Origin of the sequence: Sphingobacterium sp. UBA7253 (assembly GCF_002472745.1) — a bacterium.
Taxonomy (GTDB): domain Bacteria; phylum Bacteroidota; class Bacteroidia; order Sphingobacteriales; family Sphingobacteriaceae; genus Sphingobacterium; species Sphingobacterium siyangense.
In genome coordinates this window covers 1-12,448 of the sequence record NZ_DKSP01000088.1, presented here as the reverse complement: position 1 = coordinate 12,448, position 12,448 = coordinate 1, and the positions used below count along the sequence as shown (strand labels likewise).

At 38.3% G+C, this 12,448-nt stretch carries 10 protein-coding genes; 1 reads left to right on the top strand and 9 read right to left on the bottom strand.

Annotated elements, in window-relative coordinates; genetic code table 11:
* Nucleotides 1-74 precede the first annotated feature (74 nt).
* On the bottom strand, nt 75-1,448 hold the full coding sequence (locus tag B2X72_RS08575; protein WP_088160198.1) for a carboxypeptidase-like regulatory domain-containing protein: 1,374 nt from the start codon (nt 1,446-1,448) through the stop codon (nt 75-77).
* 296 nt (nt 1,449-1,744) lie between these two features.
* Nucleotides 1,745-2,875: a TlpA disulfide reductase family protein gene (locus B2X72_RS08570; protein WP_088160197.1), complete on the bottom strand. Its 1,131-nt coding sequence runs from the start codon at nt 2,873-2,875 to the stop codon at nt 1,745-1,747.
* Between the two features lie 273 nt (nt 2,876-3,148).
* On the opposite strand from B2X72_RS08570, the gene B2X72_RS08565 reads away from it, so the two are divergent.
* The gene (locus B2X72_RS08565; protein WP_088160196.1) at nt 3,149-3,499 is read left to right on the top strand and encodes a helix-turn-helix domain-containing protein; all 351 of its coding nucleotides are present in this window, start codon (nt 3,149-3,151) and stop codon (nt 3,497-3,499) included.
* 59 nt (nt 3,500-3,558) lie between these two features.
* Here the strand turns inward: B2X72_RS08565 and B2X72_RS08560 are convergent, their stop codons facing one another.
* From B2X72_RS08560 to B2X72_RS08530, 7 genes are all read right to left on the bottom strand, one after another.
* Complete coding sequence (locus B2X72_RS08560; RefSeq protein WP_088160195.1) at nt 3,559-3,870, bottom strand: hypothetical protein; 312 nt, start codon at nt 3,868-3,870, stop codon at nt 3,559-3,561.
* Between the two features lie 124 nt (nt 3,871-3,994).
* Nucleotides 3,995-4,366, bottom strand: coding sequence for a hypothetical protein (locus B2X72_RS08555; RefSeq protein WP_088160194.1), 372 nt, complete (start codon nt 4,364-4,366; stop codon nt 3,995-3,997).
* 131 nt (nt 4,367-4,497) lie between these two features.
* Nucleotides 4,498-5,247: a hypothetical protein gene (locus B2X72_RS08550; RefSeq protein ID WP_075991008.1), complete on the bottom strand. Its 750-nt coding sequence runs from the start codon at nt 5,245-5,247 to the stop codon at nt 4,498-4,500.
* Between the two features lie 15 nt (nt 5,248-5,262).
* Nucleotides 5,263-5,916, bottom strand: coding sequence for a hypothetical protein (locus tag B2X72_RS08545; RefSeq protein ID WP_088160193.1), 654 nt, complete (start codon nt 5,914-5,916; stop codon nt 5,263-5,265).
* Nucleotides 5,900-6,589 (bottom strand): hypothetical protein, encoded by a 690-nt coding sequence (locus tag B2X72_RS08540; protein WP_088160192.1) that lies wholly within the window; start codon nt 6,587-6,589, stop codon nt 5,900-5,902. The genes B2X72_RS08545 and B2X72_RS08540 overlap by 17 nt, the downstream gene beginning before the upstream one ends.
* A gap of 16 nt (nt 6,590-6,605) precedes the next feature.
* Nucleotides 6,606-10,103 (bottom strand): DEAD/DEAH box helicase, encoded by a 3,498-nt coding sequence (locus B2X72_RS08535; protein WP_088160191.1) that lies wholly within the window; start codon nt 10,101-10,103, stop codon nt 6,606-6,608.
* The gene (locus tag B2X72_RS08530; protein ID WP_088160190.1) at nt 10,100-11,842 is read right to left on the bottom strand and encodes a hypothetical protein; all 1,743 of its coding nucleotides are present in this window, start codon (nt 11,840-11,842) and stop codon (nt 10,100-10,102) included. The genes B2X72_RS08535 and B2X72_RS08530 overlap by 4 nt, the downstream gene beginning before the upstream one ends.
* Between the last annotated feature and the right edge of the window lie 606 nt (nt 11,843-12,448).

The following is a 12,448-nucleotide window of genomic DNA, read 5'->3' as shown; positions in this document are numbered from 1 at the left end:
TAAGTCTGTTTGGGGGAAACAGATTTTGAATCATACCATCGGTTGGAAATTGAGGGTCTATAGGTAAACTCCAATCAAGTTGTCGGACGATACTTTAGTTCGATTTTGGCTGTCAGATAGCTGTTTTTTGTTTTCGATCGATAATTATCCGCTGTCCAATAAGGATTTAAGTACCAAGGATTGTACCAACCGTCAGGTGTCGCAAAAGGATTATTGACATAGTCTTTGTAGCTCAATAGTGGAATATTGGCTGGAGTCTGTGTTAACTGCGTATAAATGGAGCTTGTCGCTGAGGTAATATCATAAAAGTTCTCGACATAACTCGCTGAATAATCCAGGGTCAGATTGGGATAAAAAGCTCTTGTACCGTTTAAACGAAAAGAGATCCGGTTGTATTTATCACCGGGGGTTGTTCCTCGACCGGTAAGATATTGACCGGCAATGTATTGCGAAGATTTATCATTTCCGGAGGAGATCGAAAGATCGGTCTGGTTATTGCGGCCGACATTCCAAAAATCAAAACGATCATTACGTGCTGAATAAGTACCATATTGCTGTTCCCCATTTTCCAAAGGATTACCGATCGCAACGGTAGACCCGTCGAAAGCAGGACCATACTGTTGGTTTTCTTCGGGGTTGTAGATCTGTGTACCCGAAGTGGATCCTGCACCAAACTTATCCTGTAACTTCGGAAAGAAACTGATTTTTTCCAACGTAAAGGTATTACTCAAGTTGATCGCGGTACGTCCCGCCTGTCCTTTTTTCGTTGTAATGATTAACACCCCATTGGATCCTTCAGCTCCATACGCGGCAGCACCTGAAGCTCCATTCAGAACCTGTACATTTTCTACATCTGCAGGATTAATATTGTTGAGCAGATCACTGCTCACAACAGCATTATCCAACACGATTAAAGCTGTATTGTCGCCCAATAAAGATCTGTTTCCCCTAAGCACCAACCGGTAATTAGGGTTCACACCACTGCTGATCTGATTGATCTGCAATCCCGGTACCTTCCCCTGAAGCCCCCCAGCAATAGTCGGTGATTTTCCTTGGGTGAGATTTTCGCCGGTGACCTGCGTTGTTGCATAACCCTGCTCGCGGGGAGTCCTGAGAATCCCCCCTGCTGATACCACAACTTCATCCAACACAGATTCCTCTTTCAGTAACACAACATCCAACGATGATCGTCCTTTTAAATCAATGTGACGGACCTGATAGCCTATGAAGCTAAATATAAGTTTTTCGGAAGCTGCGACACGGAGGCTATATTGACCATCTCTACCTGTTTGTGTGGCCTCCTTCGTATTCTCCACCCGGATAGAAACTCCAGCCAAAGGAGTACCATCCGGTGCAGATACAATTCCGCTGACTTTACGAGAAGACTGTGCCTGAACATGGATGGCAAAGAGTATCCCCAACAAAAAATAGATTAATTTTTGTTTCATTGTAATTTTCGATTAATAAAAGTGTGGCATGTCACATAGGGACAAGGCAATGCCCTAGGGGCATTTGCTCGGCATCCCTTTTTGCGACAAAAAAGTATAACAACATGAGGTAAACCCCATATCGTCAATGAATAAAATAGAGGGAGTAGTTTAGACCTACATATATGGAATAGGCATGCACATTCGTGCTTGGGAAATATAGGCTGAATCAACAACATGCACTGTCGTTGTAGCAATGGATTTTTTACAGGATAAAATCGATAACTGTCTTTTCATAAATTCTGTATGTTTACTGTTTAATCAACGATATATTTAGAAAGTTGGAGTTCCAAATCTTCACCACGAAGGTTTTTGGCAATTATTTTTCCATTGGGATCGATCAGAAAATTTTGAGGAATCGATCGGATATTATAAAGCTTAGCGACCTGGTTATCCCAAAAATTAAGATCCGAAACCTGATCCCACTCTAATTTATCATCTGCAATAGCTTTTAGCCAATTGTTCTTTTTGCCAGGTTGATCTAAAGATACGCCGAGCACGGTAAATTTTTTGTTTTTTAGGGCATGATAAGCTTTTACGACATTTGGATTTTCATGACGGCAGGGACCACACCAACTTGCCCAGAAATCCAACAACACATATTTACCTCGATAATCAGCAAGGGAAATATTTTTACCTTCTGGGTTAGCTTGCGTAAAAGCCGGAGCAATCTGTCCGATCGACGTCGCTTTGGTTTGATCAATCTGTAGTGCAAAAGCTTTTCCTTTTTCCGAATGACGTATTTCTGGACTGAGCTGTTTGAAATATCGATCCAGGTCCTCAGCTTCGGGAGCATAGCCTACGACCTCTGCAATACGGTCTAGGCTGACGAAAGAATTGGGATTCTCTGAAATAAAGGTTTCCAGGATTTTTTTATTCCCAAGCTGATAGTTTTCGCTGAGCTGTTCGATTTCCTTTTTGAATTCGGGGGAGTTTCGTTGCTCTTGGCTTGCCGAAAAATATTTTGTATTCAGCGCATCACGCAAAGGGGCAATTTTTTCAAGCCGCGTCTTTAATTGGCTAAGCTCCGTATTTGTCTTTCCTCCTTGAACCGATGGATTTTTCAATGAATCGGTAGACTGAACCTTGATCGCTGTGTTTTCAAGATAGAACGTTAGACTTTTTGAACGTTGCGCTAAGGCCAGTGTTTTACCTACCGTTAGGCTAGCTATTGTCGGATCGGCAATCGTATAATTGAATTGAAATGTTCCATTTGAACCGATGTTAACCGAATCGACGCTGCGTTGAGTACCATTCCGATAGCTCAGAAAAGCTTTGTCCTGCGTGGTATAGCCAGTCACTCGACCGCTTAGCAGGGCAGTTTTATGCTGCGCCATAATCGCTGTAGAGAAAGTGAGCGATGCAATCAATGTAAATACTTTAGTCATATGTTTATTTTTTAAAAAACTACCAAATAAGTAGACTATTCAAAAATAAGTGGTTTGACTATTCATTTCCAACAGTTAGGTAGAAAATATTCCTATATTAAATGGTGCTATGAACATTTAATACGCCTTAGTGGGAAAGATTTTTCGAGGAGGTAACAATAGTTTTGAAATAAATAAAAATAAAGACTACTACATAGGTAGATTATATTTTCAAATTACTTATCTTTGGCTATACCAAACCCTGTGTTCACATTAATTTGAATTCTACTAACCATGAGCAATGTTACATCACAAGAAATTATCAAAGCCGTTAAAGAGCGTAGGAAATATCTCAAGATATCACAACGGGCAATGGCTGAACAGCTATATATTTCCTTAAAGGCCTATCAGAACCTTGAGATTGGAACGACGAAGATAGACATTGAACGTCTACAGCAAATTGCGGATATATTACAAACGGATATGAATAGCTTGATCAATCCTCCGACAGCTCAGATAAAGGGCGAAAAATTACCCTTAACAAAGGAAAAGCAGCTTTTAAGCGACAAAGAAAGTTATATCTCTTATTTGGAGGAAAGTTTACAGTTTTACAGAAATCTTATTAAGGAGAATAATCTGATGTAGCTAAAGAGCTTCAAATTAAAAAAGTATGCTTGACATTCTTTATGAAATTCATAGACCACTTAGCGCTTTCGCATGGTGAGGCTATAAATCCGGAAGATCATCAAAGCCAGGGCTGCAGCAAAAAGAATATTGCCGATCAATTTTAGAGGTTCAAATTCATGGTATCCAACCTGCTCATTAAGATCTGGGCTATAGCCGCTTCCTTCCCTATAAAATGTCCAGGGAAATCCTATTGTCAAGTTGCCGTCAACGTCAAGTTGATTATGATAGAAACAAGCTGTCAAAATAGCAAAAACACCAATAGTACCAATAAAAACTTTACATAATACTGGTACTAATGATGTTTTTCGTTGTTCAGGTTTTGCATGCATGATTAAATATAGCAATTCATTTTGATTGCATGTTATAATCACTATCGTTAGCCAATTAATGACGAGTTAGGTTTAAACATTTTGATCGTCGTATTTTACAAGGTTGATCAAACTTAACATAAAGTTACGCTATATCGTCCCCTTCATCTTCTTTCATAATACTATGAATACGATCCTCTAAAACTTTTTTGTGCCAGGCATCCAACAGTAGTCTTGTATTTCCGATCAGATCATCTCCACCAGTCTCCATCATTTTCACCCACTCTTCTGCAAATTCCCTATATTCAACAATACTGTTTTCGGACTGTGTATATTGGATCAAATATTCCATCGCAAATAGATTAGCCCAGCGATCGGGTTGTATTGGATCACACATATACTCTGCAATGTCAATTTTATCAATAAATTCCTGTACAACTTCTTCCGGTGTGAAATTGAACAGATCGCAGAACTGTTTAAATGCTGTTGTCAATTTAATATTTTCGAATGTTTCCATTATTTATTTAATTTAAGAAGTCATCATTTTTTTTATCCTAGTTACCTCTATTTAACCGCTGTAAGATTACGCCATCTTCATCAAAAGACAGGTTGTTTCCCAAACTTTCCAAAGGTTGTTTATAACTCAAATTAGTCCTCCTTAGTTTCCAAAAGATTATCTAGCCAGACGTGATAAAGTGCAACTCTTTGATCAAGATCCCGATAGAAAAAATATCGTTTATTAAGCTCCTGCAAATCCATTATAAATCGTTTAAAAAAAGATGTATTACGATATTCCCAATCAATAAGGCCGCCATAACCGTCAAGGACACGATGAATAAATCCCAAAACTGGATTATAAGTCGCTTTATCGAGGTGCATTGCTGCTAAAAAATCAGGTGTTGATGCCTGCAGCATCATGGTATTGATATAATGCGATGGATGAACGGAATTCATAATGCAAGTCAGCAGAAAATCCTTACTCAATTTAAAGTATATGTTTTCATCTAAATAAATTCGATCTTTAAGCATTACCTTTTTAGCAAAAAGATCATAAAGCTGCGCAGTAATAATACGCCCTCTATTTCTGCGTTCGCCGGTACTATAATTTCTATTGACTGCTAATTTTACCTGACGTCGCAATAATTTTATCCCAACATCCCTGTCATTATCTTTGAATTCGATCTTCAAACGATTATGGTCTTTAGGAATTTTATCGTTGATAAAACGTATAGCCCTAGTCACAATATTATAGCTTGAATTATCTTTAAAATTTTGATCTATAAAAGAGTAATGATCCAAAAACAATTGGATAAAAGCTGGTACAGCGATACCAAAAAGCTCACATATTAACCGAAAATTTCGTGGTACCTTTAAAGGTACTCCAATTATATCTTCCATATTTTTTAATATTTTTTATTTATGTGCGATATAGCGGAAGCCAAAACTCTTGGCTTTAGTTTTCCGCAGCGGTGCACTCCCTTTCTTTCCTACGAACACGCCAATTTCATGCATCAAGCTTTTTATGCAAATTTTTTCTCCCAGATACTTTTCCGCATAACGCCATAGTTCAAGCGGTGTTCTATATTTCTTAAAATAATCCATCTCGATAAGCTTACCCAAAACGATTTCCACTACCATGCAATCGCATGCGAACTGTTCAGCTTGGGCTGAATCTTCTATCCTGATTTCCTCCATTAATTGAAAAAAAGTCATGGTTTCAACGGAATTGATAAAATATTCCATTTGATAGTATCGAATAGCCTTTTCTTCCCAAATCGTCAACTCAAACTGATAGCTAGATTTATTGTCAAATCTACTGATATCTATACCCCTACGATTAAATACCCAACTGAGATGCACCATAACTTCAAGATTTCCGGCCGGAATTTTAAGTTCTTCCATTTCCTTAACATAGGTTTGCTCTTGTCCCATTAAGAAAGCCATTTCTTCACGGGTAAAACCGCAGCTGATCCGATTTAATATCAGGAGATAAATAATACCCGCATAGTACATGGAAAATTCTGCGCGAAATCTCTCTCTGCCAATATCATTAATTAAATTTTGCATGCTCCTCCTTTCTATCAACCGGATAAAAAGAATACCTTCCTTCTACATTTCTGACGACCAACCTGTTTTGCTGAATGAGTCCATACAGCACATTTTTCAAATGCCTTGGATAAATCTGGAGATGAACCTGTCCCGTTTCCTTAACTTTCCGAAACAGTTGCCAAGGAGCTGCACCATGCCCAAAGAATTCCAGATCCAATAGCTCTTCAATCTTTTGGCGCACATGTAACATCGCATCCGATTCAAGCTGGACATCTTTTTCAGCTTTCCATTCCTCAAATTGCAATGCAATTGAAGACTTTTTTTGCGAGACAAACTGCCAAGGAATTTCGATAGAATAATGCCACCTGACCTCGTCCTCTTCAATATGAAGACGGACGAGACGTTCTTCGGTAACTTCATATCTTTCGCGATGGAATTCCATCGGTTCAATGCATGAGCTCATGTATATTCGATCCAGCAAGATCGATTCCTGGGTCAAAAAACTTCGTACCTGATACATTTTTTCAAAGTCTAAATATGCATGATCAGGTCTACCAACCAAGAACGACAGTTCTTCAGGTCTCCAGCCCTTTTCTATTCTCCGTTTTAGATAGGTGTACCATAGTTGAAAATCGTGCGAAAACATCATTCCCCCATAGGATGCTTTTTGTGGAGATACTTTTTTGATCATTATAGTGTACAATTGGTTATTCAAATAATTTAAGCAGCTCATCTTTACTGATCGATTTCATTAGATTAGCCTCATCTAAAATCAGTCCTTCGGATATTCGTTTTTTACTTTCTTGAAGGGCTAAGATGTGCTCCTCAACGGAATCCCGACAAACAATCTTATAAGCCATCACATGCTTTTCTTGCCCTATTCGATAACAACGATCTATCGCCTGTGCTTCGGCAGCAGGATTCCACCAGGGATCCAAAATATAGACATAGTCGGCAGCCGTTAGATTTAAGCCGGTTCCTCCCGCTTTAAGGCTAATGAGAAACACACGGCATTCGTCCTCGTTCTGAAATCTTTCGACCGCATTTTGCCGCTGATCTTGATTCATCTTACCATCAAGGTAGACATAAGCTATTCCCTTATTTTCGATTCGTTGAGCCACCAGCTTAAGCATGGAAGTATACGCCGAAAAGAGAAGAATCTTATGATTTGGAGCTACTTCATCCATGATCTCATCAATAAAATCCAATTTAATAGATTCATGACCGAAGCCGCCATCTTTCATCAGAATGGGGGAGTTGCAAAGCTGCCGTAGTTTTTGCAGCGCCTCGATCGCTAAAAATTTGGATTTCGTGGAATCAGCGCTATTCAGATTATTTTCAATCTCTCCCTTGAATATTTTTCTGACCTTATCGTATATTTTCCTTTGCTCTGGAAGCATATCCATATAGAGAATTGTTTCGGTCTTTTCAGGAAGGTCCAAAGCAACCTGTTTTTTTGTACGCCGAAGAATAAAAGGTTGGATCATCTTTTGGAGGCTAGAAGTCGTCTCTTGAACCATATCTACCTCTTTGACACCCTTATATGCCTTATTAAAATTTCGATAATCTCCAAAGAAACCAGGATTAACTAAAGACATTTGCGCATAAATATCTTGTATACCGTTTTCAACTGGCGTTCCTGTCATCGCTACACGGTAATCGGCCTTAACCATTGACAGCACCTCAAAACGCTTCGAATTACGGTTCTTGACGGCTTGGGATTCGTCCATAATCAGATAGCTAAAGTCTAAACTGGTTAAATACGCCGCATCAGTCAACATCGTTCCATATGTCGTAAGAACTACAGTGCCTTCCTCTTCAAAAATAAATGCTTCCCGGTGTTTCCCATGATAGATTTCTATTTTTCGATAGGGGGCGAACTTTTTATATTCATTTTCCCAATTGAACAAAAGAGAGTTCGGGACAACCACTAAAGCAGATTTTCCTGTAGAATGCTGTTGATAAAAGTATTCCAGCACTGTTATAATCTGCAATGTTTTCCCTAAACCCATATCATCAGCCAAAAGGCCGCCCCACTGAAATTCATTCAAAAAAGTGAGCCAGCTAAAACCTACCTGCTGATAAGGTCGTAATTGCGCTTTTAAGCTTCTAGGGATTTCCAAAAGAGGGATTTCATCCAAAGCTGCGAGTTTTTCACGACGTTCCCGAATACTGTCCTGAATAATTTTTTTATCTATTTTATCCAAAACCTTCTGCATAGACACAAGTTGAATTGTATTTAAGACAAAACAATCTTCTTCTCTTCTTCCTCCTAAAAACAATGGCCTGAAGATTTCTCGGTCAGCGCGGCGTATAATGCCAAAAGCCCCTTCAGTAAGAGTAAAAACTTTATCTGTTCCCATAATCAAATCCTCAAATTCATCCATTGAAATTGTGTGTCTTCCAAATTTCGGCCCCAGTAGAATTGAACATAGGTTATTTTCCAAACGGATATTACGTACAGTACAATTTAGAGGGAAAGGATAGTATGCGCTACCTTGCTGAAGATGGTCAATTTCTAACGAAATTTCATTGAGAGAGCAGCTTTCCATGAAATCAAATAGCCAAGTGGTATTTTCAATTTCTTTCAAAGGAATCAACCAGTTATTTTCTAATGCTGTCTCCTTAAGAATCGGATGTTGTGTTTTAACAAATTCCTGAAAAACCTGTTCTTCGAGCTTATCCCTTTCAAAATATGCCAATTGATTCTGTCTCTCCCCTAAAATCAAATTGCTACTGGAGTTTAACAAAAACCTACCCTCTTTCTCATATTCGGCAAAAGCCGCTATACAAAGGAATTGGTCAATTACAGAAATAGTAGCTATTTTTTTAAACGGCTTAAAGACTTGAGGAATTGTCATATTTTCCCCTACCCTATTTAAGATGACAAGTTCCGCTATTTTTGATAGGGGTATCAGATAATCGTTTAAGAAGGCATGATAATTCTCTTTAAAGACAGTCAATCTATATTTCCATTGTCTAAACTTTTGCAATACTCCAGCCTGGGTCAGATTATCAATAAATAAAATTTCCTCGTTAGATATTTTCAGAAAGAAACAATTTTCATCCCCCAAAAACTCAGGACAATCTATTAGCTGGTTTCTGTAATAGAGACAAATTCGCATTTTCAGATATTGATCCTGATCATCAATTTCGACTTTGAGCTGCAAATTCCCCCGTGCTTTAGTTAATGTAGCGGCACCCAGCACGCTCGAATTTTTCAAATTAATCTGATGTGCAAATCGATAGCGTTTAAATGTTTGGGCAAAACGTAATTTAATTGGAAACGGAGGATCCTCCAGTAAATCACGCCATATCTGTATAATTTCCCATTGTTTCCGCTCGAAGTAGTTGATATCTTCACTGATTAGATCCTTCTTCTCTTCCCGAAGTATTTTATCTTCATAAAGGAGGGCGGCAAATCGACGACTGAACAATTCCAGATACTGATCATAAGAATTTAAAGACATCTTCAAGTTACTTTCGTCCAATAGATAAGAGTGCGAAAAGGAACGAGAGCGTTTAAATTTATAATGAAAAGGAAAAAAAACAGGCAGACCAAAAGCGGAAAAATTTATTGTAACAAAAAAACATACTTCATCGTTTCGCTTTAAATCGAGATATCCTTCCAAGTTACGTGCAGGCAGACGAAGTCCATTCTCATAATCATTAGTAGCTAAACGATAAAATCGTCCATATTCATTATTCATTTCTACAGTTAACGCCGCATAAGAATAGTTCTCACAGACCTTAAATGGCACGATCTTTTTCTTCCATGGTGGCAAATTGTTGATTTCAGCCCGATATAGGCCCTTTAAATAATTTGGGCAACTATCCAGTAATTTATTCGATAACAGGGTTGCTTCGTGTACGCAAAGCCCTGCTACATCGTCGCTACAAGAACAATTAATGCTGAGGTGTTCCGTAGTCAGCTCGACTTTAACCGTAGTACCCGAGAACTTTTTTAACTTAAGTTCATATTTCGGTGGATACGGTCGGACCTGAATAACAATATTCTCTCGTTCCATAAATGGAATCTCATCATCAGCATAATATTTGCTCAGGTAGCGCGGAGTCATTCTCCCTATAAATCCATCTTCCCAAGGAATTACAAGAGGTTCACTAGAATTTCTTTTTGGAAGTATTTTTTCGGCTGAACGGATCTTAGCATCCGTCGTAATGCAGTTAAAGCCAATTCCCATCATATCACTTCGTTTAATTTACCTTCAGATTTCACTTCCATATATTTTATACTTCGGTCGCACAAATCGACAAAGAAATCTGTAATTTCTCTCGCTTTTGACCTAAAGTAGTCCATATCAAGCTGAGCTAATTGTGAAGGAAGCTCATAGACCCGCCCTTTCATCTGTTTTAATAACTCTGCATTCAATATTTCTTCTACATCACCTCTGGCGGTAAAAAACTCCTTAACCTTTTTATCACAGATACAGGTCCAGTCCACCAGATCGGCTATCGTCACATTCATTGGGGCATAACCGATCCGTAGGTAGAGATAACTGTATAGTCCAATTGAAGTCAATTGATTTAAAAATAATACAGCCAATTGTGGACTAGCAAGTCCTTCAAAAGCAAATACACCTAGCAGATCCTGCATGAGTTTTGAATTGCGTGTCCATGAAATGGATGTCTTAAACAATGTATCATGCCAATTGATCGGAGAAACGGAATATGTTGGCTTATAACTCGGACGACGGTAAACAACAACAGATTCATTCCAGATGGTATGGGAGAAACGGCTGCCCAGATCCAGTTTTGTTGCCAGGAAATCTGTACTCATAAAAGCTACAATTGCAGTAACTCCACCATAAACGATTTTTCGAAAATGACAGTGACCTATTTTCTTTTTTATTACTGCAAGGTAGATTTCTGCCTTTTCATTTTCCTGCGGTGGAAAATGAAAAAGTCCTTTCCCATGCGCATCGCTGACGTAATAATTGAGCAGCATCATTTGTTCGGGATTATTCTCCTGACGAATCTGAGCCAGCACATGAAGTATATCTGTCTCATACCGCTCCGGCCAAGGAAATGCATGAAACTGCGAGGCCGTAGCATTCGATAATGCAGCGTCCTTCGCCGCCAGATTACCTACTGCAACTTCGACGTTTTTATTCGCGACTTTTTGTTCCGCTATTGCCAACAATTTTTCATGGCCCGCTTTAAGGCCTTCCATAAAACTCAGGTACAGCTGTTCAATCGTATAAAGAACAAACTTGCAATGCTCATAAAGCCAGGAGGCGTCAAAGGCGGAGATTTCGAGATCCTTGTTTTGTTTCACCGCATCAAAGGCGCTGTCCAATAATCTAAAACGTTTCTTTTCTTCCTCATCCTTTCCGACAATGGACTCCCTTAACATGGAAAAATGTTCATTGAGGCTTTTAATTCTGTTATTAACATGATGTACATTATTGGCTTTTCCGTCAATCATTAGCTGTAAAAAACGCAAATGATTTTCCATACTTTGATGTAACATAAATACAGCCCTTTGATAGTTCCCCTGCTGACCAAATGTTTCAGCCCCCTGTAGGAATCCCGCTGAAATAGGCAAGAGCTTCTGGTAATATTCATCAGCTATTTCTAGGACACTTTTTAGTTCTTTCGCTTGAAGGGGTGGGTTCTTTTTGCTACTAGCCTGATATATGGTATTTTCGGGTAGGGAGGCATAGGAATAATACAGGCTGCCCACTTTGACTTTACTGAGCATTTCAGCAATTGGCACCAGCTCAAAGGAAATATTCTTCTGGTCCATTAAACATAATTCCACAATAGGTTTTAATACCTTCGGTGAAAGCCCGCTCACATGCTTGAGCGCAAGAAGCAAATGATAATGATCCTGCCCGAGAAACTGATATTTAAAAAGATAGGCACGATCGAGATCCATACGCTGAGAAAGCCTATCGATAATTAATTGGCTATTAATTTCCATACTAAATGATTTAAGATTAAAAATTTGGCACAATAAATTACCCCAACAGATCAGACTGTTACAGATCATTATTGCAAATAATCAATACTTTATTGTAAAAAAAAACAGTATTACAACCAAGGAGACTAAAGAGGGGTTAACACATTACTACATATAGACGTTCGCCCCTTGGCTTTTCAGGAAATACCAGCATTTAAATCAACATGTATTCAAATCATTCATTTAGCGAAAAAGTGTTTCACCGTCGCTGGCAATATAGACAGAGCAAACACTTTGTTTTCCCATGAAAAGAAAAACAAAATAGAATACATTAATATAGTTTATATATACAAATATATAAATAAACAAAACCAAATCAAAATATTATTTATCATTAAAGTTTTAAATAAAGGATACCGGCCTGTACATAGACACACGACCATTTATTTCCAGCTTTTACACATTATAAATATATGCTGCGAATTGTAAACAACTCACGAATCAATTATATATTTCTACTATTTTTAGGCTATTCAATTATTAAGCTGTCAGAAAATACGCTATTTATTTAATAGAATTAATTTTAACCACGATATCCATGACGAATACCAAATTATACATCATCTT

Coding starts and splice junctions, on each gene's coding strand:
- B2X72_RS08565 (WP_088160196.1), top strand. CDS start 3,149: ATGAGCAATGTTACATCACAAGAAATTATCAAAGCCGTTAAAGAGCGT.
- B2X72_RS08550 (WP_075991008.1), bottom strand. CDS start 5,247: ATGGAAGATATAATTGGAGTACCTTTAAAGGTACCACGAAATTTTCGG.
- B2X72_RS08545 (WP_088160193.1), bottom strand. CDS start 5,916: ATGCAAAATTTAATTAATGATATTGGCAGAGAGAGATTTCGCGCAGAA.
- B2X72_RS08555 (WP_088160194.1), bottom strand. CDS start 4,366: ATGGAAACATTCGAAAATATTAAATTGACAACAGCATTTAAACAGTTC.
- B2X72_RS08560 (WP_088160195.1), bottom strand. CDS start 3,870: ATGCATGCAAAACCTGAACAACGAAAAACATCATTAGTACCAGTATTA.
- B2X72_RS08570 (WP_088160197.1), bottom strand. CDS start 2,875: ATGACTAAAGTATTTACATTGATTGCATCGCTCACTTTCTCTACAGCG.
- B2X72_RS08540 (WP_088160192.1), bottom strand. CDS start 6,589: ATGATCAAAAAAGTATCTCCACAAAAAGCATCCTATGGGGGAATGATG.
- B2X72_RS08535 (WP_088160191.1), bottom strand. CDS start 10,103: ATGATGGGAATTGGCTTTAACTGCATTACGACGGATGCTAAGATCCGT.
- B2X72_RS08530 (WP_088160190.1), bottom strand. CDS start 11,842: ATGGAAATTAATAGCCAATTAATTATCGATAGGCTTTCTCAGCGTATG.
- B2X72_RS08575 (WP_088160198.1), bottom strand. CDS start 1,448: ATGAAACAAAAATTAATCTATTTTTTGTTGGGGATACTCTTTGCCATC.